This window comes from Caballeronia sp. BR00000012568055 (assembly GCF_029439455.1).
In the GTDB taxonomy this organism is placed as follows: domain Bacteria; phylum Pseudomonadota; class Gammaproteobacteria; order Burkholderiales; family Burkholderiaceae; genus Caballeronia.
The window spans coordinates 1-23639 of record NZ_JAQFVG010000061.1 but is presented as its reverse complement, the minus strand read 5'-3'; the positions used below and the strand labels follow the sequence as shown (position 1 = coordinate 23639).

Annotated in this window: 19 protein-coding genes and 1 pseudogene; 9 read left to right on the top strand and 11 right to left on the bottom strand. The window is 60.8% G+C overall.

Annotation, left to right across the window (positions count from 1 at the left end):
• Positions 1–49: 49 nt before the first annotated feature.
• On the bottom strand, positions 50–1909 hold the full coding sequence (gene ilvD, locus P7F28_RS04380; protein WP_277183217.1) for a dihydroxy-acid dehydratase: 1860 nt from the start codon (positions 1907–1909) through the stop codon (positions 50–52).
• 198 nt (positions 1910–2107) lie between these two features.
• Here ilvD and P7F28_RS04375 point away from each other — a divergent pair, with 198 nt between their 5' ends.
• Together P7F28_RS04375 and P7F28_RS04370 are read left to right on the top strand one after the other, a co-directional pair.
• Positions 2108–3358 carry a cation:proton antiporter gene (locus tag P7F28_RS04375; RefSeq protein WP_277183216.1) on the top strand — a complete coding sequence of 417 codons (1251 nt, stop codon included), beginning with the start codon at positions 2108–2110 and terminating at the stop codon, positions 3356–3358.
• Between the two features lie 79 nt (positions 3359–3437).
• The gene (locus tag P7F28_RS04370; protein WP_277183215.1) at positions 3438–4508 is read left to right on the top strand and encodes an SDR family oxidoreductase; all 1071 of its coding nucleotides are present in this window, start codon (positions 3438–3440) and stop codon (positions 4506–4508) included.
• 47 nt (positions 4509–4555) lie between these two features.
• Here the strand turns inward: P7F28_RS04370 and P7F28_RS04365 are convergent, their stop codons facing one another.
• Positions 4556–6979: a membrane-bound PQQ-dependent dehydrogenase, glucose/quinate/shikimate family gene (locus P7F28_RS04365; protein ID WP_277183214.1), complete on the bottom strand. Its 2424-nt coding sequence runs from the start codon at positions 6977–6979 to the stop codon at positions 4556–4558.
• 269 nt (positions 6980–7248) lie between these two features.
• A complete protein-coding gene (locus P7F28_RS04360) occupies positions 7249–7497 on the bottom strand; it encodes an adhesin (protein WP_277183213.1) in 249 nt (82 codons plus the stop codon).
• A 491-nt stretch (positions 7498–7988) separates the two neighbouring features.
• Between P7F28_RS04360 and P7F28_RS04355 the strand changes: the two genes are divergently transcribed.
• Positions 7989–9524, top strand: a complete 1536-nt coding sequence (locus tag P7F28_RS04355) for a NuoM family protein (RefSeq protein WP_277183222.1) — start codon at positions 7989–7991, stop codon at positions 9522–9524.
• A gap of 7 nt (positions 9525–9531) precedes the next feature.
• Here the strand turns inward: P7F28_RS04355 and P7F28_RS04350 are convergent, their stop codons facing one another.
• From P7F28_RS04350 to P7F28_RS04335, 4 genes are all read right to left on the bottom strand, one after another.
• Positions 9532–10803, bottom strand: coding sequence for a tetratricopeptide repeat-containing glycosyltransferase family protein (locus tag P7F28_RS04350; RefSeq protein ID WP_277183212.1), 1272 nt, complete (start codon positions 10801–10803; stop codon positions 9532–9534).
• 143 nt (positions 10804–10946) lie between these two features.
• Complete coding sequence (locus tag P7F28_RS04345; protein ID WP_277183211.1) at positions 10947–12989, bottom strand: hybrid sensor histidine kinase/response regulator; 2043 nt, start codon at positions 12987–12989, stop codon at positions 10947–10949.
• Positions 12986–13357, bottom strand: a complete 372-nt coding sequence (locus tag P7F28_RS04340) for a response regulator (RefSeq protein WP_277183210.1) — start codon at positions 13355–13357, stop codon at positions 12986–12988. The genes P7F28_RS04345 and P7F28_RS04340 overlap by 4 nt, the downstream gene beginning before the upstream one ends.
• A gap of 107 nt (positions 13358–13464) precedes the next feature.
• Positions 13465–15015, bottom strand: a complete 1551-nt coding sequence (locus P7F28_RS04335; protein WP_277183209.1) for a tannase/feruloyl esterase family alpha/beta hydrolase — start codon at positions 15013–15015, stop codon at positions 13465–13467.
• A 272-nt stretch (positions 15016–15287) separates the two neighbouring features.
• On the opposite strand from P7F28_RS04335, the gene P7F28_RS04330 reads away from it, so the two are divergent.
• Together P7F28_RS04330 and P7F28_RS04325 are read left to right on the top strand one after the other, a co-directional pair.
• Positions 15288–15881, top strand: coding sequence for a DUF1007 family protein (locus P7F28_RS04330; RefSeq protein ID WP_277183208.1), 594 nt, complete (start codon positions 15288–15290; stop codon positions 15879–15881).
• The gene (locus P7F28_RS04325) at positions 15875–16876 is read left to right on the top strand and encodes a nickel/cobalt transporter (protein WP_277183207.1); all 1002 of its coding nucleotides are present in this window, start codon (positions 15875–15877) and stop codon (positions 16874–16876) included. The genes P7F28_RS04330 and P7F28_RS04325 overlap by 7 nt, the downstream gene beginning before the upstream one ends.
• Here the strand turns inward: P7F28_RS04325 and P7F28_RS04320 are convergent, their stop codons facing one another.
• The 3 genes from P7F28_RS04320 to P7F28_RS04310 all read right to left on the bottom strand — a co-directional run bounded on the left by P7F28_RS04320 (position 16877) and on the right by P7F28_RS04310 (position 19210).
• Positions 16877–18001 (bottom strand): porin, encoded by a 1125-nt coding sequence (locus P7F28_RS04320; protein ID WP_277183206.1) that lies wholly within the window; start codon positions 17999–18001, stop codon positions 16877–16879.
• 138 nt (positions 18002–18139) lie between these two features.
• Positions 18140–18826: a response regulator transcription factor gene (locus tag P7F28_RS04315; protein ID WP_277183205.1), complete on the bottom strand. Its 687-nt coding sequence runs from the start codon at positions 18824–18826 to the stop codon at positions 18140–18142.
• A gap of 231 nt (positions 18827–19057) precedes the next feature.
• Positions 19058–19210: a hypothetical protein gene (locus P7F28_RS04310; protein ID WP_277183204.1), complete on the bottom strand. Its 153-nt coding sequence runs from the start codon at positions 19208–19210 to the stop codon at positions 19058–19060.
• 132 nt (positions 19211–19342) lie between these two features.
• Between P7F28_RS04310 and P7F28_RS04305 the strand changes: the two genes are divergently transcribed.
• Together P7F28_RS04305 and P7F28_RS04300 are read left to right on the top strand one after the other, a co-directional pair.
• The gene (locus P7F28_RS04305; RefSeq protein WP_277183203.1) at positions 19343–20152 is read left to right on the top strand and encodes a gamma-glutamylcyclotransferase family protein; all 810 of its coding nucleotides are present in this window, start codon (positions 19343–19345) and stop codon (positions 20150–20152) included.
• Position 20153: 1 nt separating this feature from the next.
• Complete coding sequence (locus P7F28_RS04300; RefSeq protein ID WP_277183202.1) at positions 20154–20447, top strand: DUF4148 domain-containing protein; 294 nt, start codon at positions 20154–20156, stop codon at positions 20445–20447.
• A gap of 13 nt (positions 20448–20460) precedes the next feature.
• Here the strand turns inward: P7F28_RS04300 and P7F28_RS04295 are convergent, their stop codons facing one another.
• On the bottom strand, positions 20461–20637 hold the full coding sequence (locus P7F28_RS04295) for a hypothetical protein (protein ID WP_277183201.1): 177 nt from the start codon (positions 20635–20637) through the stop codon (positions 20461–20463).
• A gap of 79 nt (positions 20638–20716) precedes the next feature.
• On the opposite strand from P7F28_RS04295, the gene P7F28_RS04290 reads away from it, so the two are divergent.
• Together P7F28_RS04290 and P7F28_RS04285 are read left to right on the top strand one after the other, a co-directional pair.
• Positions 20717–23209: a glycogen/starch/alpha-glucan phosphorylase gene (locus P7F28_RS04290; RefSeq protein ID WP_277183200.1), complete on the top strand. Its 2493-nt coding sequence runs from the start codon at positions 20717–20719 to the stop codon at positions 23207–23209.
• A 213-nt stretch (positions 23210–23422) separates the two neighbouring features.
• Positions 23423–23639: pseudogene (locus P7F28_RS04285) on the top strand (amino acid ABC transporter substrate-binding protein); the annotation flags it as partial.

Here is a 23639-nt window from a genome sequence, read left to right as displayed (position 1 = left end):
GCCGCTTCAAGAAGCGGCTTTTCTACGACACTCAACTCAGGGCCAAACCTCAATCATCCAACAACGACAAATCCCGCACCGCGCCCTTATCCGCCGACATCACCAGCTTCGCATAGGCCTTCAGCGCCGCCGACACCTTGCGCGGACGCGCATGAACCGGCTTCCAACCCTTCGCGTTCTGTTCTTCACGACGACGCGCGAGTTCCTCATCGGACAACAACACATCGATCGTGCGATTCGGAATGTCGATACGAATCCGGTCGCCATTGCGCACCAAACCAATCGCACCACCCGCCGCCGCTTCCGGCGAGCAATGCCCGATCGACAGACCCGACGTGCCGCCCGAGAATCGTCCATCGGTCAGCAGCGCGCAGGCCTTGCCCAAACCCTTCGACTTGATATAGCTCGTCGGATACAGCATTTCCTGCATGCCCGGACCGCCCTTCGGACCTTCGTAGCGCACGATCACCACATCGCCCGCCTTGACCTTGTCGTTCAGAATGTTCTCGACCGCTTCGTCCTGCGATTCGGTCACGTGCGCCGATCCTTCGAACACCAAAATACTTTCGTCCACGCCCGCAGTCTTCACTACGCAGCCGTCCAGCGCGATATTGCCCGTCAGCACCGCCAGCCCGCCTTCCTTCGAGAACGCGTGCTCGTACGAACGAATGCAGCCTTCCGCGCGATCCGAATCGAGGCTCGGCCAGCGCGTGTTCTGGCTGAACGCGGTCTGCGTCGGAATGCCGGCGGGACCGGCCATGTAGAAGGTCTTGACCGCTTCGTCGTCGGTGAGCGTGATATCCCACTGCGCGAGCGCTTCCTTCATGCTCGGCGCGTGCACTGTCGGCACATCGGTATGCAGTTTGCCCGCGCGATCCAGTTCGCCCAGAATCGCCATGATGCCGCCCGCGCGATGCACGTCTTCGATGTGATACTTGTTTGTGTTCGGCGCGACCTTGCACAACTGCGGCACCGTGCGCGACAAACGATCGATATCCTTCATCGTGAAGTCGATCTCGGCTTCGCGCGCAATCGCCAGCAAATGCAGAATCGTATTGGTCGATCCACCCATTGCGATGTCGAGCGTCATGGCATTTTCAAACGCTTTGAAGCCGACCGAACGCGGCAACACGCGCGCATCTTCCTGCTCGTAATACTGCCGCGCCAGTTCCACAATGCGACGTCCCGCGCGCTTGAACAACTGCTCGCGGTCCGCGTGCGTGGCGACCACCGTGCCGTTGCCCGGCAGCGAGAGGCCGAGCGCTTCGGTCAGGCAGTTCATCGAGTTGGCGGTGAACATGCCCGAGCATGAACCGCAGGTCGGGCACGCCGAGCGTTCGACTTCGGCCACTTGTTCGTCGGTGTAGTTCGTGTCGGCGGCGATCACCATGGCATCGACGAGATCGAGCTTTTTCAGTTCGATTTTCTTCGTCACCGGATTCGCCAGCCGCGTCTTGCCCGCTTCCATCGGGCCGCCTGAAACGAAGATCACCGGAATGTCGAGGCGCATCGCGGCCATTAGCATGCCGGGGGTGATCTTGTCGCAATTGGAGATGCACACCATGGCGTCCGCGCAGTGCGCGTTGACCATGTACTCCACCGAATCCGCGATGATGTCGCGGCTCGGCAGCGAGTAGAGCATGCCGTCGTGACCCATGGCGATGCCGTCATCGACGGCAATGGTGTTGAATTCCTTGGCGACGCCGCCCGCCGCTTCGATCTCGCGCGCGACCAGTTGGCCGAGATCCTTCAGGTGCACGTGACCCGGCACGAATTGCGTAAACGAATTGACGACGGCGATGATCGGCTTCGAAAAGTCTTCGTCTTTCATGCCGGTCGCGCGCCACAGCGAGCGCGCGCCTGCCATGTTGCGGCCGGCGGTGGAGGTTTTGGAACGGTATGTGGGCATCTTGATTGGTCTGGAAAATCGCGGAAAAAAGCGCAGCACTTACACGAGCCGTGGGATAAAGCCCGGTGCGCCCGTGCGACCGACCTCTTGAGTCAAGTTTCGGGCGAAAACCAGAATTATCCCATGAACGCTTAACATCGACGGCGACGCCTGTAATATCGTCTTTCTTCGCCTTTCAACTTCTTTCTTCCGACGACGATGCCCACGTCCCAACTCTCCGTCTATTTCTTCGCGCAAGCCGCCGTGTTCGTGCTGGCGAGTCAGTTGGTCGGCAGGCTCGCGCAACGTCTCGGACAGCCGCAAGTGGTTGGTGAAATGATCGCGGGCGTGCTGCTCGGGCCGTCGCTGTTCGGGCTGCTGTTGCCGCACTGGCAGCAGGCGCTGTTTCCCAAAGCGACGCTCGGCATGTTGTATGTGGCTGCGCAACTCGGCGTCGGTCTATACATGTTTCTGGTCGGAACCGAGTTTCGCGCCGATCATTTCCGTGCGCGCGCCAAAAGCGCGATGAGCGTATCGCTGGCGGGCATTCTGGTGCCTTTCGTGCTGGCCTTCGCGCTCGCGCCGTGGCTGCATTCGGTGCCGGGGTTGTTCGCGGCAAAGGCGCGGTTGTCGGAGGCATCGCTGTTTCTGGGCGCGGCGATCGCCATCACCGCGTTTCCGATGCTCGCGCGCATCATCCACGAACGCGGCCTCGCAGGCACATCGCTCGGCACACTCGCGCTCACCGCAGGCGCTTTCGACGATGCCGCCGCGTGGTGCATCCTCGCCATCGTGCTCGCAAGCTTCGGCGGCGCGTGGACCGGCGCGTATCTGGCGATCGGCGGCGGCGTGGCCTTCGCGCTGTTCATGATCTTCGTCGGACAAAAATTGCTGCGCAAATTGGCCGATGGCCTCGACGCCGATCAACCACTGCCTCACGGCGTACTCGCCACCGTGCTCGTGCTGTTCGCCGTCTGCGCCTTTGCAATGGACGCCATCGGCATTCACGCGGTATTCGGCGGCTTTTTGCTCGGCGTCGCCTTGCCGCGCGGGCCGCTTACCGAGAAGCTGCGCGAGTCGCTGCAACCCTTCGTCGTCGTGTTTCTGCTGCCGATGTTCTTCACTTACTCCGGCCTCAACACGCGTCTGGACATGCTGATGGACCCCGCCATCATGGCCGCTGCGGGCGCGATTCTGCTGGCATCGTTCGGCGGCAAAGGGATCGCGTGCTGGGCGGCGGCGCGTCTGAACGGCGAACCTTCGACCGATGCCATGGCCATCGGCGCGCTGATGAACGCGCGCGGTCTGATGGAACTGATCATCATCAATATCGGGCTGGCGGCGGGCGTGATTCTGCCCGGCCTGTTTTCGATTCTCGTGCTGATGGCCGTGCTCAGCACGCTGATGGCCACGCCGCTTTTCAACGCGATCATGCGTCGTCGGGCGGCGCGCGGATCGGTCATCGCCTAATCGCGTAGAAGCGAGCGAGCAGAGTTCGGCGCATTCGGTCACACTCTTCGATCGATCAAGCCGAACCGCTTATATCGCCATGAATCAGCATGCACTTATCATCGGCGCGACCGGCATTGTCGGGCGCAATCTCGCCGAGCATCTTCAGTCGCGCGGCGGCTGGTCCATTTCGGGGCTGTCGCGCGGACGGACGCCCGCGCCTGCGGGCGTCGAATCGATCACGACGGATCTGACTTCGGCGTTGTCGGTTGCGGACGCGCTGAAGGATCGCGCCTTCAGTCATGTGTTCTTCACGGCCTGGTCGCGGCAGGCGAGCGAGGCGGAGAATATCCGCGTGAACGGCGCAATGGTCTCCAACGTGCTCGATGCGCTCGCTCCTTCCGGCGCCATTCGCCATGCCGCCCTCGTCACGGGCCTGAAGCACTATCTCGGCCCGTTCGAAGCGTATGCCAAAGGCAGCGTGCCCATGACGCCGTTCCGCGAAGAACAAGGCCGTCAGCCCGTCGACAACTTCTACTACGAGCAGGAAGACCGTCTATTCGATGCCGCGCGCCGCCACGGTTTCGGCTGGAGCGTGCATCGCCCGCATACGATCATCGGCTATGCAGTCGGCAACGCGATGAACATGGGCGTCACGCTCGCCGTCTACGCGACGTTATGCAAGGCGACGGGCGAGCCGTTTGTATTCCCCGGTTCCGCCGCACAATGGAACGGCCTCACCGATATGACCGACGCCCGCCTGCTCGCGCGGCATCTCGAATGGGCATCGACCACGCCGCAAGCGCGCGACGAAGCGTTCAACGTCGTGAACGGCGATGTGTTTCGCTGGAAATGGATGTGGGAGCAGATCGCGGCGTACTTCGGCATCGAGCCTGCGCCGTTCGACGGCGAGACGCGGCCGCTGGAAAACCGCATGAATCACGCAGCGAAAACGTGGGAAGCCATTGCCACGCGTCATGATCTTGTCGAGAAAGACATCGGCAAACTGGTGTCATGGTGGCATACGGATGCCGACCTCGGCCGTCCGATGGAAGTGCTCACGGATATGTCGAAAAGCCGTAGAGCAGGCTTCCTCGACTATCAAAGCACGCCCGATGCATTCTTCGATTTGTTCGGACGTCTGAAGACCGAGCGCATCATTCCGGGCTAACAAAAAAGGCCGCGCGACATCATCGCGCGGCCTTCTGAAAACATGCGTCAATTCAACGAATACGCGATCACATAGTCTCCGCGATCCGGCGACTGACGCGCGCCGCCCGCCGAAATCACCACGTACTGCTTGCCCGTCTTCGGCGACTGATAACTCATCGGACCGCCCTGACTGCCGACCGGCAGACGCGCCTTCCACACTTCCTGACCGGTGGCGCTATCGAAGGCGCGCAGATAGTAATCCTGCGTCCCGGCGATAAACACCAGCCCGCCCTGCGTCGCCAGCGTGCCGCCGAGCGTCGGCATGCCGATCGGCATTTTCATGCCCATCTTCACGCCGAACGGTCCGGTGTCCTGCACGGTGCCGACCGGCACTTGCCACAGAATCTTGCGCGTCTTCAGATCGACTGCCGACAGCGAGCCGAACGGCGGCTTCTGACACGGAATGCCCAGCGGCGACATAAAGCGGTTCTTGTTCACCGTGTACGGCGTGCCCTTCAGCGGCACCGCGCCCATGCCCGTGTTGACCGCCTCGCCGCCATTGCTCGCGGCGGCGTTATCGGTTTTCTGCGGGATCATCTGCACCCACAGACCCAGACGCATGTCGTTGACGAAGATGACGTGATTGTTCGGATCGGTCGATAAGCTGCCCCAGTTCATGCCGCCGAGCGAGCCGGGGAAACTGAGCGATACATCCGTGTCCGGCGCGGTGAACAGGCCGTCGTAGCGCATCGACTTGAAGCTGATGCGGCACATGAGTTGATCGAAGGGCGTTGCGCCCCACATATCCGATTCCTTCAACGGACCGACGCCGATCGTCGGCATGCCGACCGAGAACGGCTGCGTCTGCGGATACTGCTCGTTCGGAATCCTGCCTTTCTTGATCGGACGCTCTTCGACCTTGGTGAGCGGCTTGCCCGTCAGCCGATCCAGCACGAAAATCTGGCCCGACTTGGTGCCGAACACCACGGCCGGTTTCGTCGATCCATCCGCTTCGGGGAAGTCGATCAGGCTCGGCTGCATGGGCACGTCGAAGTCCCAGAGATCGTTGTGGACCGTCTGATAGACCCACTTCTCCTTGCCCGTGTTGGCGTCGAGGGCGAGGATCGAGGTCGCGTACTTGTGATCCAGCGGCGTGCGATTCGCGCCCCACAGGTCCACCGACGAACTGCCCATCGGGATAAAGACGGTGTTCATCGCGGGATCGTAGGACATCGGCGCCCACGAGTTCGGCGTGCTGCGTGCGAAGGTTTGTCCCGGCAGCAAGTGCGCGTTCGGATCGTCGTGGCCGGGATCGAAGGCCCAGCGCATCGCGCCTGTGATGACATCGAAGCCGCGCATCACGCCGCCGGGCATGTCGGTCTGTACGTTATCGGCCACACGTCCGCCGACCACGACGGTCGTGCCCGCGAGCGTCGGCGCGGACGTGAGCTGGTATTTCGGATCGGCTGCATCGCCCAGGCCCGCTTTCAGATCGACGAAACCGTGGTCGCCGAAGCCTTCGCAGAGCGCGCCCGTATCGGCATCGATGGCGACGAGGCGCGCGTCGATCGTGTTCATCAACAGACGACGCTGACAGCCCTCGCCCGCCGCCACCGATACCGGCGTCGCCGCGCTCGCGCCTGCGACCGTGGGTTGCGGCAGCGGTTGCGTCGCATCGAAATAAGCGAGGCCGCGACAGCGGTTCCACACTTGCGCCTGCGCGTTGATTTCGCGCTTCCAGATTTGCTTGCCGGTGTCGGCATCGACGGCGATCACGTTGTTGTGCGGCGTGCACAGGAACAAGCGGTCGCCGATCTGCAGCGGCGTTTCCTGATCTTCCGCGCCGTTGCCGGTCGGGCTAATGGGGGTATCGCCCGTATGGAAAGTCCACGCGACGTGGAGGTTCTTGACGTTATCGCGCGTAATCTGATTCAGCGCGACGAAGCGGCTGCCGCCCGGCGTGTTGCCGTAGTTGGCCCAGTTCTTTTGCTGTTGGGCGGTGCCTTCGGCAAGCGGCGTGAGCGGCGTGGGCGTGCCATCGAACGGAACGGTGGGATGCGGCTGAAACATCTGCACGAACGTGATGCCCATGCACAGCGCAATCAATGCCGCTGCGCCGTACGCGAACTTGCCACTTTGATTACAACGCAGCGACGGCCATGTCAGCAGCGCGAGCATCATAAAACCGGACGGCAGCATGAGACGCGATACCAGCGGCCAGAAGTCGATGCCTGCATCGAACAAGGCCCAAATGAGCGTCCCGATGAACGCCACGCCATAAATCACCACCGCCGATGCTTTCGCGCGCATGAACTGCACCGCCGCCGCGACGATCACCACGCCTGCGATCAGGAAGTACGCGCTGCCGTGCAAAAACGCGAGCTTCGCGCCGCCGACGACAAAGAACAGACCGGTGGCCAGCATCGCCAGACCCAACATCACACACCCGGCTCTCAGGAAGGCTGAAGGACGGGGTTCACTCGTAGACATCGAATTTCTCTCCAGGGAATCGGACTCGCACCGCTGGCGGGCGGCGAGCCTCTTCACGATTCACGATTGCCCGAAGCGGTGATGAAGTCAGGCGCCCTCTTGCGCGGTTTCGAGCGCATGAATCGCGATGGACCGCAGAGGTCGCATCGCTAGCGTTAACCCTGATATTCTAACTGGATAGTTAAATTTGTGCGCGCATTTGTCACGGCGCGAAGGCAGGCGCGACGCTTCGCGGTGGCGAGGAGCGTCGGCGTTTGAACGGAGGATGCTTACTTCATCGCCATCATCTGGCCGGGCTGGCGGCGGCCCATGACGAGACATTGCGAGCGATGCGCGTCACGCTGACTGCTGGCAGCGGCTTGGCTGAAACCTTTGCTCAGCGCATCGTATTCGACCTGCGCGGCGCTCTGTGAGCACGCAGCGGAGCCGAGGTCGTTGCCTTGCGCGTGCAGCATGGCGCGGTCGGCGACGAGGTAAGTCAAAAGCGCGAATACGGCGGCATTGAATACCTTTTTCATGCTTGTCTCCTTTGATGTCTAGGCTAAGCGCCTGCAACATTCGGGCAAATCAGGGCAAGCCCGGAGAAATGAGCTTATTTGTAAGGGGGATGCGGCGGATGTGGCATTTCGGCTCGTTTTTGTTCGGGGGCGTGCGATTAATCGACTCATTTCTTGAGTCGATTAGCGCCGTAATCGACTCAGCCTAAAGGTTAAAAATTGCCGACAATCCGCTTTCGACGGCGAAAACTTGCCACATGGAACGCCACACAAAAACAAAGTCAACCTCATCCCAAGCAATAAATTCCGCCCTCCGATAGCGCCCCAACACGCATTTCTTTGAGTTACTCTCGTTAACCCTTAAGCAGATGCGGCATAATGCCGGTTGCGCTGCGATGCAAAAAACTGCAACGCATCTGTCCCGCCTTTTCATCCGTTAGTCACCCGCGCAGTTTCAGCGAGCACGCATCGCGTGTCTGGCCACGCTTTGCGCCGATTTTTTGATCATGCATATGCACCTGCCGTCCGTTCTTAGCTTCCTCATCTGGATTCCAGTCGTCTCGGGCATCTTCGTGCTGACCTTTGCACCGTCCGCCACGCTCTCGCGCGCGGTCGCGATGTTCGGCGCGCTGCTCTCGCTGCTGCCCGCTATCCAGCTGGTTTCCCAGTTCGATAATTCGTCGAGCGCCATGCAGTTCGTCGAGCGCGTAGACTGGTTGCCGCAATTCGGCGCGTCGTATCACCTCGGGGTCGATGGCATTTCGCTGTGGTTCACCATGCTGACGGCCGTGACCACGCTCATCATCTTTATCGCGTCGTGGCGCTCGGTCACGAAGCAGGTCGCGCAGTTCTACGGCGCATTCCTCGTGCTCGCGGGCTGCATGCAGGGCGTGTTCACCTCGCTCGATGGCATGTTGTTCTTCGCCTTCTTCGAAGCCTCGCTGATCCCGCTGTATCTGCTGATCGGCACGTGGGGCAACGGCGAAAAGCGCATCTACGCGGCGCTGCGGTTCTTCTTTTTCTCGCTGTTCGGCTCGCTGGCCATGCTGGCCGCGCTGATCTATCTGTGGACGCAGGCGCATACCTTCGATATCGACGCGTGGCGCGCGCTCAAGCTCGATTTCATCCCGCAAGTGGTGATCTTCCTGTGCTTCGTCGCCGCCTTCTCGGTCAAGGTGCCGATGTGGCCGGTCCACACCTGGCTGCCCGATGTCAACGCCGAAGGCCCGACCGGCGCGGCGGTGCTGCTCGGCATGCTGAAGATCGGTGGCTATGGCATGTTGCGCTATGTCTTGCCGATCGTCCCGGACGCGTCGCACTTCTTCGCCCCGGCGATGATCGCGTTGTCGCTCGTCGCCATCATCTACGGCAGTCTGGTGGCGCTGGCGCAGACCGACATGCGCAAGCTGCTCGCGTATTCGGGCGTCGCGCATATGGGTCTGGTGACGCTCGGCCTGTTCACCTTCGACCGCATCGGCACCGAAGGCGCGGTGGTGCAGATGTTGTCCTACGGCGTGGTGTCAGGCGCGATGCTGCTGTGCACCGGCGTGCTGTTCGACCGCACCCGCAACGGTTCCATCGATGCCTACGGCGGCGTCGCCAACACCATGCCGAAGTTCGCCACCTACGCCATGCTGTTTTCGATGGCCAATGTCGGCCTGCCGGGCACGTCCGGTTTCGTCGGCGAATTTCTGGTGCTGATGGGCGCGATCCGCTTCAACTTCTGGGTCGGCGCGGCGGCGGCTTTGTCGCTGATCCTGAGCGCGGCGTACACGTTGTGGATGTACAAGCGCGTGATGTTCGGCGCGGTGAAGAACGACCGCGTGGCGAAATTGCGCGATATCGGCCGTCGTGAATTCGTGTTGTTCGGGGCGATGGCCGTGCTGGTGCTGGCGATCGGTGTGCATCCGAAGACGTTTACCGATGCGATCGGCCCGTCGGTGGAAAACGCGCTGGCGGCTTCGCAAGGCTCGTCGCTGCCGACCGATCCGTCCGCGCCGTCCTACGACGCGCATCACGAGACGGTTTCCGAGCGTCAGCCCGGCTAAATCAGATTCAGAAGTCCAGCAACGCCCTCCGGACCCGTTCGATCGAGCGGGTCCAGCCGCCCTCTCCCCACTGCCTGAACAGCCGCACCGTCTGCGGATACCACGGCGAATCATCGCGCTGATGCATCCAGCGCCAATCCACATCGCGTTCGGGCAGCAGAATCCAGCACGGCTTGCCCATCGTCGCGGCGAGATGCGCGACTGATGTGTCCACGCCAATCACCAGATCGAGTTGAGCGATGATCGCGGCGGTATCGGCGAGATCGGTGGTGAGGGCGCCTAGCGGCAGCACAGGCGCATCGTCGGTTTCGTGCGCGCCTTTTTGCAGGCTGACGAAACTCACGTCGGGCACGCTCCAGAGCGGCGCAAGCGTCGATAAAGACGGCAGAGAGCGATTTTCATCGTTGTGATGCTTCGGATTGCCCTTCCACACGAGACCTATGCGACGCTTGCCCGGCAGCGCATCGAGCGCGCGCCGCCATTTTTCGATCGATGCCGCTTCCGCGCGCACCGGCCACGGCGCGGGAATCGTGTCCAATCGCGTGCCGAAGTGATGCGGCGCGCTCATCAGACTGGTCCAGCAATCGAAGCGTTGAGACTGCGCGGTATCGTGATCGAGCACGGCATCGACGCCATCGACAGAAGCGATCAGGCGATGCAGCGCGCCCACGCATGCCACCGTGATGCGCCGCGCGCCCGCGGCTTTGAGCATCGGCAGATAGCGGGCGAACTGGATCATGTCGCCGAGACCGTCTTCCTGCCACACCAGCAGCGATTTGCCCGCCAGCGTCTCACCGCGCCAGGGCTCGCAACGCAGCAGCTCCCGCGATCGCCCATGCACGAACAGCGGATGCATATAGCGCGACTCGTACCGCATCCACCCTTCCTCGTATTCGCCGATGCTGATCAGAAGCGTGGCGAGCGAAAACGTGGCATCGAAATAATCCGGACGCAGCGCCAGCGCCTGCCGATACGCCGCTTCCGCTTCCTTCAGCCGCCCTTGCTGACGCATCAGACTGCCGAGGTTGTAGTGCGCCTCCGCCAGCGCCGGATTCAGACACAGCGCGATCCGCACATGCGTTTCCGCTTCCGGCAGCCGGTCCAGCACTTCGAGCACGTTGGCGAGATTGCTGTGCGCTTCGGCGGCATCGGGCAAAAGGCTCAGCACATGGCGATATTCGATCTCCGCCTGCGCGTGCCGAAACTGGCTGACCAGCAGCAACGCGCGCTTGAAATGCGCTTCGGCATGCGCGAAGGGATCGGCTAAAGGAAGCGCCATGATGAGTGCCCGCAGACGTGGGAGTCGAGGCTGACACGTTATCGCAGGCGCGGGCGATCGAATCGCGCGATAAGGCGTCATTTATACGGGTATTTCGCGGAATAAGCAGGCTACCGCGCGTCAAAATCGGCAAAGAATGCCGATCAGATTTCGACAAGTTGACGCACGCGCGCCGCCAGCACTTCCAGCGCGAAAGGCTTGGTCAGCACCTGCATGCCTGGCTCCAGATGTCCGTTGCCGATCACCGAATTTTCCGCGTAACCAGTGATGAACAGCACCTTCAGATCGGGCCGCGCCTCGCGGGCCGCATCGGCCATCTGACGGCCGTTCATGCCGCCGGGCAGACCGACATCGCTGATAAGCAGATCGATCCTCACGTTCGATTGCAGCACCTTCAGCCCCGCCTGACTGTCCGCCGCCTCGATCACCGTGTAGCCGATTTCCTCCAGCACATCGGTGACGAGCATGCGCACGCTCGGTTCGTCATCGACGACGAGCACGGTTTCGCCCGCCTCGGTGCCGGAAATGGGCGACTCGGCCGGATCGCCATGATCGCCATCGACCCGGCCGTAATAACGCGGCAAATAGATGCACACCGTCGTGCCCTGCCCGACTTCCGAATAGATGCGCGTCTGCCCGCCCGACTGCTTGGCGAACCCGTAGATCATCGACAGACCGAGACCGGTGCCCATGCCGATCGGCTTGGTGGTGAAGAACGGATCGAACGCCTTGGCGACGATATCCGGCGTCATGCCGATACCCGTATCCGTGACGCAGAGCGAAAGGAACTGGCCTTCGGGCATATCGTGGCTGCGCGCGGCGTTGCCGTCGATCCACCGATTCGCCGTTTCGATGGTGATGCGCCCGCCGTCCGGCATCGCATCGCGCGCGTTGATGCACAGGTTCAGCAGCGAGTTTTCGAGCTGACCGGCATCGACCAATGCGGGCCACAAACCCGTCGCGCCGACCGCTTCTATTTCGATGCCCGGACCGACCGTGCGCTGGATCAGATCGGTCATGCCGTTGGCCAGCGCGTTGACGTCCGTAGGACGCGGATCGAGCGTCTGTCGCCGCGAAAACGCCAGCAGCCGATGCGTCAGCGCCGCCGCGCGCCGCACCGCGCCCTGCGCCGCGACCACGTATTTATCGACATCGGCCATGCGGCCTTGGCTTAAGCGGATGCTCAGCAATTGCAGCGAGCCAGATACGCCCGTCAGCAGATTGTTGAAGTCGTGCGCGAGACCGCCGGTAAGCTGGCCGACCGCTTCCATCTTCTGCGCCTGACGCAATTGTTCTTCGGCGCGCATCAGTTCGGCGGTGCGCTCCGCGACGCGCTGTTCCAGCGTCTCATTAAGCGCCCGCAACGACGCCGCCGCGCGATCGCGTTCCGCTTCCACCGCGCGCCGATTTTCGACATCGAGCAAGACGCCCGGAAAGCTCAGCGGCGTGCCATCCGGCGCATGATCGACGCGGCCATTCGCCTCGATCCAGTAATAGCGCCCGTCCGCCCGCTTCACGCGATACTGATGCGCATAATGCCCGCCACGCGGAATCGCTTCCTTGAGCGCGGCGGCGAGTCCCGCCTGATCGTCCGGATGCACGGTCGCGACGACCTGCGCCAGACTCAGGCCCTCGCGCCCGAGTGCGGGATCGAGACCGAACGCCTGCGCGAACGCTTCATCGACGGTAAAGCGGTCGTTCGGCAAATCCCAGAACCATGTGCCGATAATCGCGCCCGCCGCGAGCGCCAGCTTCACGCGTTCGCTGTTTTCGCGCGCGTGCGCTTCGCTGGCTCGGAGCGCGGCTTCGGCTTTCTTGCGCGCGGAAATATCGCGGAACAGCACGGCGACCTGCTTCAATTCAGCCGGTTCCACGCGCGATGCCGACACCTCGATATGCCGTCCCGCCGTGCCGAAATAGCGCTCGAAGCGCGCGGGCACGCCGGTGCGCAGCACGCCGCCGTACAAATCGAGCCAATGCGGCGCGCCCGTGGGATCGACATCGCGCAGCGTGCGGCCGACGATATTGCCAATGCCCATATGCCGTTCGTAGCCCGAATTCGCCTCGATATGCACGTAATCGCTCAGCGGCCCGTGCGGTCCATCGAAAAATTCGATGATGCAAAAGCCATCGTCGATGGCGTTGAACAGCGCACGTTCGCGCGCCTGGTCGGGAGTCGGTTTCATGCGCGGCGGGAAGCGATCGCCGATACGAGCGTCTGCTCCAGCGTCGATAGATCGAAAGGCTTGGTGAGGACTGGCATCGACTGATATTTCGTGTCGATGCCCGCGCGTCCGTAGCCCGTGCAGAAGATCGCGGGAATATGGCGCGCGATCAGCGCATCGGCGACGGGATAGACGGGGCGGCCTTCCAGATTGACGTCGAGAATCGCGATATCGATGGCGGCAGTTTGCGCGGCGTGGATGGCATCGCTCAGGCGCGAGACGGTGCCCGCGACTTCGCAGCCGAGCACGTCAAGCAGATCGCTCATCAGGGACGCGACCATGTCGTCGTCTTCGACGAGCAACACGCGGATGCCGGTCAGCGCGGTCATAGCGTGGAAATCATGGCGTGAAAAGAGTGGGCGTGTGTAGCGTCATGGTTCGGGGCATAGCAGGACTCGTGCCGCTTCATCAAATTGACGCGTTCATGATAAAGGCTTCACTGCGTCTTCGACACGCACAGATAACTTGCCGCGTCTTCCGTATTGCCGTGGCCCTTGTATTTGGCCTGCTGCGGATACGCGCACAGCGGCCGCGTTCGCGCGCCGCCCGCGTTGACTTCCGCTTCCGTCGCCAAACCGCCCGTCTTGCTGTTCACGCCTTTCGCAGCGGCAATCATGCGATCCGGCGCCTGCCCCTTTTCGACCCAGTTTTCCAGCGTGCCGATGGCATCGAACGTATTCACGCCGACGCCGCCGCGACAATGCCCCATGCCCGGCGCGAGAAACAAGCGGGCGAACTGCGGCGTCTGCGGCACGGTCTTGCTGACGGCGGTGTAGTAATTGACGGTATCACCGACATTGCCGATGGGATCGGCGAGACCGTGATAGAGGATCAGCTTGCCGCCGTGCTGCCGGAACGCGGAGAGGTTCGGATCGACCGAATCCACCAGCGCGCCCACGCGCTCCTTCACGATAGCCGGATCGCGATGCCAGTCGAAATTGCGCCAGTTCCAGTTCGCGTCCTTGAACACCCAGTCGCGGAAAAATTCGGTGCGAAACGCCTGCGGGCCTTCGATCATATAAGCCCAGCCGCCCAGATAGCCGGACTCGCTGCCGACCGGCCAGCCGGGATAGATCTGCTTGCCGGTTTTCGGATCGCGCGCGCCGGCGTACAAGCGCTTGAGCGTGCCAACCTGATCGGCGGTGAGGCAACTGTCGGTATCGGTGCCGGCGCTGCATTGCATCGATTTGGGATCGAAATGACAGCTCGAAGGATCGGCGATCAGTCCGTCGCGCATGCCGTCTTTTCCATCGCACGCGGCAATGGCGGCGCGGTTGATCGCCGGGAGTTTCGACGCCGGAATGTAGCCCGCCTTCGTCTTCAGATTCTGCGTGCCGCTCCACAAAAAGCCCAGATTGAGCGATGTGCGGTTATTCCCCGGCGCGCCCGCGATAATGCCGTCGAAATCGTCGGGATAACGCTGCGCCGCGGCGACGCCCTGCCCGCCGCCCGTCGAGCAGCCGAAGTAATAGGCATGCGTGACATCGCGCTGTTCGTAGGCTTTGACCAGCGCGCGCGACGCCACCGACGCCGCGTGAACCGACCGATACGCCCAGTCGATGATCTTCTCCGGGTGCCCCACGCCCCAGTCCAGCGTTTCATTGCGATAACCGGCTTTGTCCGCGTGGCCGCTGTCCGACGAGATCACCGCGTAACCGCGACGCAGCGCCGGTTCCAGTTCGTCATAGCGGATAGCGCCGACGTAGCCGCCATTGCCGACCACCATCGTCTTGCCGTTCCACGCGTCGGCGGGCGGAAGCCACATTTCGAAGCCGATATCCGAATCGGACGAAGGCGCGAGCCGCCCGGACACGCGGCAAAACGCGGGAAGATCGGCGACGGACTTGCCATCGGGTAGCTGTAATGTGCCGGCGGGTTGATCGAGTGCGCTGGTAATCGTCATGCCGGGCGATTCGGCCTGCTGGAGCGTCTTGCACGCCGAATCCGCAAAAGCCGCCGATGAAAGCGTCGCCATAAAAGCGACCACGAAAAGCCGCCGTCTGAAATTGCGCATACCTTGTCTCACGTCGTTCGATTTACGGTCGATGCATCTTAGCCAAATCGAAGTCTGCGCGTATGACAGGCGTGCGCCGCTTCCCGGTTGCATCGATGTCCGCAGCGATGCAATGTTATATCATCCCCAAAAAATATTTCGCAACGCGCGGCGATGCGCCGATGCGCTAAAGAACGCATTCGGCTCAAGAAAAACCGCGTGGCGGCCGTCATACGAGGCGAGTTCAATTGATCTGGGCAACACCGATGTACCTCCCGAAACCGCGCGCGCTTGCCGCACTGGCGCTGATGTCGATCTCGCTGCATGCGGCGGCGCATCCGCACGTGTGGATCGACTACTCGGCGACGGCGGTCATGACCGGCAGCAAAATCACGGCGATCCGCGAGACGTGGGCGTTCACCAAGACCTATCCGTTCTCGCTCGTCGGCGACTTTTCCGACGCGCCCACTTCCGGCCCGATGGACGCGAAACACACCGCGCTTATCTACAAGCAGGCGTTCTCGAATCTCAAGACCGTGAACTACTTCACGCACGTCTTCGCGAACGATAAGGAAATGCCGGTCGGCGAAGCGCGCGACTTCGCCGTGGCAGTCGAAGACAAGCACATGGTCTATCGCTTTCTCGTGCCCTTGACAAAGCCCGCGGATGCAAAGGCGTCGAAGGTGACCGTCGGCATCTGGGACGACTCGTTTTTCGTCGATTTCAACGCTCGCAACCCGCAACCCGTCACACTCGATGAAACCGCCGCGCGCACGTGCAGCGCGGCCAAATTCGAAGACCGCGATCATCCTATTTTCAGCGGCATGGTCACGCCGATTGCCAGCAAAATCTCATGTTGAAGCGTCTGATTGGCAAGCTGCTATTGATCGCGATGCTGTTGGTTACGCAGGCGGCATCGGCACAGAATCTGGATATGTTCGGGCGGCCTGCATCGGGTACGGTTGTTGTCGAGCCATCACAACCGAAGAGTCACGTACCCGAGTGGGCGCGCGATGCCGTCGGCACCAGCATTAGATGGCAGAGCGAACTAAATGCGCGACTGCAGGACGCATTTCCGGATCGCAACGGGAAGTGGGGATCGCTGGCGGCGCTGACGGTCATTCTGCTTTCGTTCGCGTATGGCGTGCTGCACGCGCTCGGCCCCGGTCACGGAAAGACGATCGTTGGCACGTATCTCGTTTCGCATCCCACGCGCATCGGCGAAGCCATGTTGCTCGGCGTCTGGAGCGCGACTGCGCAGGCGCTTTCCGCCATTGCGCTGGTCGGCGGCGCGGCATGGCTCGCGCGTCACGGTCTCGATGGCGTGCTGACGCAAGCCGCGCGCCTCGAACTCGTAAGCTACGTGGCCTTGCTGCTTGTCGGTCTGTGGACGGCATGGTCCATCGCGACGAAGCGCGATTGCTGCAAGCCCGCGCGCGTGCAATTTGCATCATTCAGCAAGACGAGTACAACGAACGAAAACGATGCAGCTTATCTCGGCAGCAAACTCGCGATGCATCGCCGGGGCGCGCGGCAAAGCATCTTGCTTACGGGACTCGCCGTTGGCATTCGACCGTGCGCGGGGTCGATCTTCGTGCTGGTCGCGGGACTCGATCAGGGCGCGTTCGGCGTCGGCATCATCTCCACCTTTGCGATGAGCGCGGGCGTGGCGCTGACCATCTGCGCCATCGGCCTCGCCAGTCGCGGCATCAATCGCACGTTCGCGGCGAAGTCCGCCCGCTTCGATAGCCTGCGCCGCCGTGTGGCACTCGGCGGCGCAGGCGTCATCGTTGCGTTCGCGGCGTGGCAGGTGTTCGCGCTCGTCGCCGGTTGGTCGGTGATGGGACTCGCCTGATTAGAAGCGCGTTCGAATGCCGGTCGTCAATTCGAGCTGATTCGTCGAGCTTGTCTGCGCAACCGTGTATCCGCCATGCAGCTTCATATAATCGCCCGCAAGATAAAGCTCGGTGCGCTTGGATAAGTGATAAAACGCCGACCAGTAAAGCGTTTCCTTGAAGCCGTTGTGCAAGCCCGAAGCCGGATCGAAGGTGCCGACGTTCGCGTAGGGAATATCGCCGTCGAGGTTGTAGGCGGCGTTCTTCGTGCGCAATTGCTGATAGCCCAACTCATAATCGAAGGGACCTTTCGGCGCGATTTTCAGCGATACCGTCCATGCGTCGTCGTGCCGTTGCGCGAGCGCGCCCTGATCGCCGAGATAGTGGAAATAGCCCGCATTGAATCGCACGATATCGAACGTATAGTTGCCACCGACGGAATATGACTGGTCCGTAAAGCCGAGGTGATTCGTGTGGTTGTAGAACGCGGAGACATTGAACGGACCGCCGTTATATCCCGCCGCCACCTGATAATTCGATTGAACCGGAAAGGTCGTGGTGTTGCCGAACGCATAACCGGCGCTCAGAAAAAGCCCGTTATCGAAGAGCTTTTTCCACGCGACGCTATTGTTCGAACGCGTGCCCGTCGCGCTGCCCGAATAGAAAATCAGTTGCTTGAAGTTGTTCGAATTGGTCCAGCCGCCCTCTTCCGTTTTCAGGCTGGCGCTGCCGTACGGGTCGCCGTAGATGGCGGCTGCATCGCGCGCAATCGTGTTCTGGAAACCGACCGTAATCTTGCCAAGCAGATTGTCTTCGAGGCCGACCCAGGCATCGCGATCGAAGATCTGGCCGGGATCTTCCATCTGGCCGTCGCTGACGCGATATTCGCTTTCCAGACGGAAGATGATCTTTGAACCATTGCCGATATCTTCCGCGCCCTTCAGCCCCCATCGGCTGCCGCTGAACCACGGTTCGCCGCCATTGCCCATACCCACGACATGATTACCGGCATCGTCCGCATGCGTGATATAGGTCGGCACGCTCATGTCGAGCAAACCATATAACTGCACGCTGGATTGCGCGTACACAGAGTGAGTGGCCGCGAGGCCCAGTGCGACTGCAAGGGTGAGATGTCGAATCTTCAAGTCCGTCTCCTGATGTTCTTCTGGGGTGTCGTTGGCATTTTTGTATCGCTTGCTTCTTGATGAAACAAAGACGGAAGCAATGCTAACTATCCGAACCCTTCTGTTTGGTATCGCGGACTGCTGTAAAACTAGGGATATTCACGAATAACGCACATCGAATTCATTGGCGCGCAGAATGTAGCCGAGCCCTCGCACGGTCGCGATACGCGCCGTGGAACCGGCCAGATGCTTGCGCAAGCGGTGCACGTAGAGATCGACGGCATCGAGGCTTGCGGGTTCATCGAGTCCGAAGATGCTTTCCATCAGCGCGGATTTCGACACGGCCTTGCCCTGCCGCAACATCAGCGTTTCGAGAATGGCGTGTTCGCGGCGTCGCAAGGACAGCACGTTGCCGTTGTGCCTGAATTCGCGGTGGGAAAAGTGATATTCGAGGTCGCCGCACTGCATCGCGTTCACCGCGCTCGGCGTACGACGGCGAACCAACGTGGTGATGCGCGCAACGAGTTCGCGCGTATCGACGGGCTTGACCATATAGTCGTCGGCACCCGCGTCGAAGCAGTCGAGTTTGTCGTCGAGCGAATCATGCGCGGTCAGCATCATGACCGGCACCGTATCGCGGCGGCGGCGCATGATGCTCAGCAAGTCCTTGCCGCTCATCGACGGCAAACGCATGTCGAGCAACACCACGTCATAGCAGTGCGATCGCACCAGCCGCGAAGCATCTTCTGCATCGCCGACATGATCCGTCACGAAACCTTCCGAGGTCAGAAGCGAGACGAGCCAATGCGCCAGTTCAAGGTTATCTTCGACCAGCAGCAGTTTCATCCACGTGCCTTTGCTGAATGCGTGAAATGCTCGGACGCGTTCGATGTTTTGTTTTTTTGCTTTGTTTTGCTTGGTAGCGTCAGCGCATTCTAGCCAGCAAATACCTTCTGTCTGCTTTCACTCGGTAGCGAATTTCATACGGGAATGCCTTAGCCATTTTTCTCAGCATTCCCGGCGCTTCTTAAGCATTTCATAAGCGTTTGGCACGAGTGCCTGACATGCCTAACATGCCTAACGCTTGCGGGCAGTACGCAATTCGCTAAAGCGTCCATGCGCAGCGGTCTGCTCCGCAAGCTCACCAGACGAGGACAACGCGCCGATCGCACACGTCATGGACATGCCCAAAGCAAGCGCACCCAAAAGATCGAAAAGCAGAGCGAACATGTTTTCTCCTTGATGGTTCGGTTGGTGTGATTACTCTGCGCATGAAGGCTTAGCTGCGGCTTAGCGGAACGATCCGGAAATTCGTGGAAGAATAAGGTGATGCAATAAGCTGATCCGAACGGAGCAAATGCGATGGCCATCATTCGAACAATCGCCGCAGTGCTGCTGCTCACCTGCGCATCCGCACACGCGCAGACCACCGACTACTGGGGCAAGACACTCCCCGGCCAGCCGACGCAATTTATCTTCGGTTACGGCTCGCTGATCAACACGGCATCGCGCAATGCAACGGCAAGCAAACCCATCGCCGCGATACCCGTGCGCGTATCCGCCGCGTTCGGCTATGTGCGAAGCTGGAGCGATCGCTCGCCAACCGGCTTCACCGCGCTCGGATTGCGCAGGCCCAACAACGGTGAAGCTGCGATGACCGTCAACGGCGTGCTCTATCCGGTGGATGGCGACGACATGTCCGCCTTCGATGCGCGCGAAAAAAACTACACGCGCGTGGAAGTGCCGCGCGCGCTGATCGAATCGGTGTCGTGGCAGCCGCTGCCCGAGCACGGCACGATCTGGGTCTATGTGCCGATGATCGCGGGCAAGCCGCCCGGCGAAGGCTTGCCGATCGCGGACGCGAAATATCCGCTGGCGGAGTCGTATATCGATGTGGTGATCGAAGGTGGACTGGAATACGGCCCGGAATTTGCGCGTGAGATCATCGAGACGACGCGCGACTGGAGTCCGTACTGGCTCAACGACCGCACGCTTGCAAGACGCCCGTGGGTCGCGGACAAACAGTTCGCATCGGTCGATACCTTGCTTGCAACGACCGCGCCTTGTTTCGGACAACGAGCGTTTTCGGAAGACTATGCAGCGGCGAGCATAGCGAATGCAAAGCGGCGCGGCAACGTGTGTCCACGCGACGCCCTAACCCAGGGGAGATGACATGAAGACATGGTTATCATCGATATTGGCGCTTTTAGTCGCGGGTTGCGCCATAAGCGGCGTGCCCGATAACGGCCCGCATTTGAGCGCCGCGCAATGCACCGATCTCACCGCAATACGCAACCACGCACCGCCGACGCAAGCGCGCAATCGCAGCGAACTGGCCGCGCTGGAAGCAGCGGGCTACGATCCGTTCCGTTACTACGATCCCTACTATCCGGACGATCTTCAGGCCGCCCAACGTCAGGTCGATATCTGGTATCAGACGGAGTGTCAGAAATCCCGACTTAACTAAGGATGTCGAATGATCATTTGAACCAGAATGAACACGACGCAATCGGCCATGCGCCTTCGGCGGGTGCATCGGTGACGACTTGGTAGAAGTCGGGCTGCGCGCGCGCACATACAAACGCCGAATAACCGCGCGCCGAACGCGCAGCGTTTGATATGACCTGAACGATCACGAACGACCGTTCTTCACTCAACGATCGAACCTGTCACCCGCCCGACACGAAACTGGATCATGGTCGCCTGCTGGACACCTCAGCAAACCACGGAGCGATCATGGACGACTTGCCTACACTCAAAACCCCTGCAGTCGCCGAACCCGCGCGCAGCGGACTCGGCGTTGCAGCGCTTCAGCGCGATATCGTCGATAACCTGATTTGTCTGCAAGGCCGCTATCCGGAGATCGCGACGCCGCACGACTGGTATATGGCGCTTTCGTTCGCGGTGCGCGACCGCATGATGGCGCGCCGCGTCGCCACCACGCACGCCTACGTCGCCAGCGATGCGAAAGTCGCGTGCTATCTCTCCGCCGAATTTCTGATCGGCCCGCAACTCGGCAATAACCTCATCAATCTGGGTATCGAAAGCAATGTGCGCGATGCCTTGCAGGCGCTGGGTCTCGATCTCGACGCGCTGGTTGCGATCGAGGAAGAACCGGGACTCGGCAATGGCGGGCTCGGGCGTCTCGCAGCCTGCTATCTGGATTCGCTTTCGACGCTGGAAATTCCGGCTATCGGCTACGGCATTCGTTATGAGTTCGGCATCTTCGATCAGGAGATCAAGGACGGCTGGCAAGTCGAAGTCACGGATAAGTGGCTGCAAAAAGGCAATCCATGGGAAATACTGCGGCCCGACGTTGCGTTTTATGTGAACTTCGGCGGCCGCACCGAAAGCTGGACCGACGAGCAAGGCCGCTATTGCGTGCGGTGGATTCCGGCCTATACCGTCAAAGGCGTCGCCGTCGATACCCCGACGCCCGGATTTCGCGTCAACACCTGCAATACGCTGCGTCTTTGGAAAAGCGAGGCGGTCGAATCGTTCGATCTTCAGGACTTCAATGCAGGCGATTATTACGAAGCCGTGCATGAAAAAGTGCGTTCGGAGACGCTCTCCAAAGTGCTTTATCCAAACGATGAACCCGAAGCCGGCAAACGTCTGCGGCTTGCGCAGCAATACTTCTTCGTCTCGTGCTCGTTGCAGGACATGCTGCGTCTGCTCGCGCTCAAAGGCGAGCCGATTTCACGCTTCGCCGATATGTTCACCGCACAGCTCAACGACACGCATCCGTCCATCGCCGTGGCTGAATTAATGCGTCTGCTGATCGACGAGCGCAACGTGGAATGGGACGATGCGTGGACCATCACACGCAACGCGCTTGCCTATACGAATCACACGCTGTTGCCGGAAGCACTGGAAACATGGAGTTTGCCGCTGTTTCAGGACGTGCTGCCGCGCCTGCTGGAGATCATCTACGAAATCAACAGCCGCTTTCTCGATGAAGTCCGCCAGCGCTTTCCCGGCGATCACGCCCGCCTCGCCCGCATGTCGTTGATCGATGAACACGGCGCGAAACGCGTACGTATGGCCAATCTGGCGACGGTCGGATCGCATGCGGTCAATGGTGTGGCGGCGCTGCATACGCGTCTGCTCGAACAAACCGTGCTGCATGATTTTGCCGAACTGTGGCCGGAGAAATTCCGCAATGTCACCAATGGCGTGACGCCGCGCCGTTTCATGATGCTCAGCAATCCCAAGCTTTCCGTATTGCTCGATGAAACCATCGGCGAAGGCTGGGCCACGGATCTGACGAAACTGCGCAAGCTCGAAGCGTATGCGGATGATCCCGCGTTTCTGGATCGCTGGCGCGCGGTCAAGCAAGCGAACAAACAGGCGCTCGCGGCGCGTATCAAGAGCGAAACGGGCATCGTCGTCGATCCGACTGCGCTGTTCGATATTCAGGTCAAACGCATTCACGAATACAAGCGCCAGCATTTGAACGCGCTGTATATCATCACGCTTTATCTGCGTCTGCGCCGCGATCCGAATCTGTCGATGACACCGCGTTGCTTCGTATTCGGCGGCAAAGCCGCGCCCGGCTATTGGATGGCGAAGCTCATCATTCGTTTGATCAACGGAATCGCAGAAGTCGTCAATAACGATCCGACGGTGAATGGCCGCTTGAAAGTGGTGTTCTTCCCCGACTTCAACATCAAGAACGCGCATACGATCTACCCTGCTGCGGATTTATCGGAGCAGATTTCGACAGCGGGCAAGGAAGCCTCCGGCACGGGCAATATGAAGTTCATGATGAATGGTGCGCTCACCATCGGCACCCTGGATGGCGCGAACGTGGAGATACGCGAGGAAGCAGGCGAAGAAAACTTCTTTCTCTTCGGCCTCACCGAAAGCGAAGTCGAGCGCGTGCGGCGCGAAGGCTATCATCCGGATAACTACGCAAATTCGAACGATGAGTTGCGTGAAGCGCTGGACCTGGTCGCAAGCGGCCACTTTTCACGCGGTGATGCCAACATGTTCCGTCCACTCGTCGATAACCTGCGCTGGTCCGATCCCTTCCTCGTGCTAGCCGACTACGTATCCTACGTTGCGCGTCAGGAAGACGTGAGCCACGCATGGCAGGACACGAAGCGCTGGACGCGCATGTCGATCATGAACACGGCGCGCTCGGGTAAGTTCTCGTCGGATCGCGCGATCGGTGAATATTGCGAGCACATCTGGAATATTCGTCCGGTGAAGATCGCACTGGAATAAAGCGCTTTAAACGAGACGCATCGATCATGATGCGGCTCGTAACTAGCCCATCAAAAATCCCCGCGCAATTAGGGTTCGGACTGCTTGTCACGCAGTTTTTAGCGCCCAACACTTCAAACCAATCCGATTGACCAGATAGCTGTCCGGTATATCGGACAGACGGAATCCGCCAGCGAGCGCGATCCGCACCACATTCTCCGACCAGGACTTCCAATGAAACTTGCTCAACGAGGCGCAGGGCTGGCCTGTGTTTTTGCTTTGGCCGCAGGCGTGCTGATTACCGGCTGCACGAAGGTTTCCACGCCCGCACAACCCCAAGGCGAAGCCGCCGCGCCCGCTGCATCGACCCTTCAGGCGGTGCTTCAGCGCGGTACGCTGCGCGTGGGCGACTGCCTGAGCTTTGCGCCCTTCGGTTTCTACGACAAAGACG

Excerpts from the sequence above, each read along its gene's own strand:
- ilvD (WP_277183217.1), bottom strand. The coding sequence starts at position 1,909 with ATGCCCACATACCGTTCCAAAACCTCCACCGCCGGCCGCAACATGGCA.
- P7F28_RS04375 (WP_277183216.1), top strand. The coding sequence starts at position 2,108 with ATGCCCACGTCCCAACTCTCCGTCTATTTCTTCGCGCAAGCCGCCGTG.
- P7F28_RS04370 (WP_277183215.1), top strand. The coding sequence starts at position 3,438 with ATGAATCAGCATGCACTTATCATCGGCGCGACCGGCATTGTCGGGCGC.
- P7F28_RS04365 (WP_277183214.1), bottom strand. The coding sequence starts at position 6,979 with ATGTCTACGAGTGAACCCCGTCCTTCAGCCTTCCTGAGAGCCGGGTGT.
- P7F28_RS04360 (WP_277183213.1), bottom strand. The coding sequence starts at position 7,497 with ATGAAAAAGGTATTCAATGCCGCCGTATTCGCGCTTTTGACTTACCTC.
- P7F28_RS04355 (WP_277183222.1), top strand. The coding sequence starts at position 7,989 with ATGCACCTGCCGTCCGTTCTTAGCTTCCTCATCTGGATTCCAGTCGTC.
- P7F28_RS04350 (WP_277183212.1), bottom strand. The coding sequence starts at position 10,803 with ATGGCGCTTCCTTTAGCCGATCCCTTCGCGCATGCCGAAGCGCATTTC.
- P7F28_RS04345 (WP_277183211.1), bottom strand. The coding sequence starts at position 12,989 with ATGAAACCGACTCCCGACCAGGCGCGCGAACGTGCGCTGTTCAACGCC.
- P7F28_RS04340 (WP_277183210.1), bottom strand. The coding sequence starts at position 13,357 with ATGACCGCGCTGACCGGCATCCGCGTGTTGCTCGTCGAAGACGACGAC.
- P7F28_RS04330 (WP_277183208.1), top strand. The coding sequence starts at position 15,288 with ATGTACCTCCCGAAACCGCGCGCGCTTGCCGCACTGGCGCTGATGTCG.
- P7F28_RS04325 (WP_277183207.1), top strand. The coding sequence starts at position 15,875 with ATGTTGAAGCGTCTGATTGGCAAGCTGCTATTGATCGCGATGCTGTTG.
- P7F28_RS04315 (WP_277183205.1), bottom strand. The coding sequence starts at position 18,826 with ATGAAACTGCTGCTGGTCGAAGATAACCTTGAACTGGCGCATTGGCTC.
- P7F28_RS04310 (WP_277183204.1), bottom strand. The coding sequence starts at position 19,210 with ATGTTCGCTCTGCTTTTCGATCTTTTGGGTGCGCTTGCTTTGGGCATG.
- P7F28_RS04305 (WP_277183203.1), top strand. The coding sequence starts at position 19,343 with ATGGCCATCATTCGAACAATCGCCGCAGTGCTGCTGCTCACCTGCGCA.
- P7F28_RS04300 (WP_277183202.1), top strand. The coding sequence starts at position 20,154 with ATGAAGACATGGTTATCATCGATATTGGCGCTTTTAGTCGCGGGTTGC.
- P7F28_RS04290 (WP_277183200.1), top strand. The coding sequence starts at position 20,717 with ATGGACGACTTGCCTACACTCAAAACCCCTGCAGTCGCCGAACCCGCG.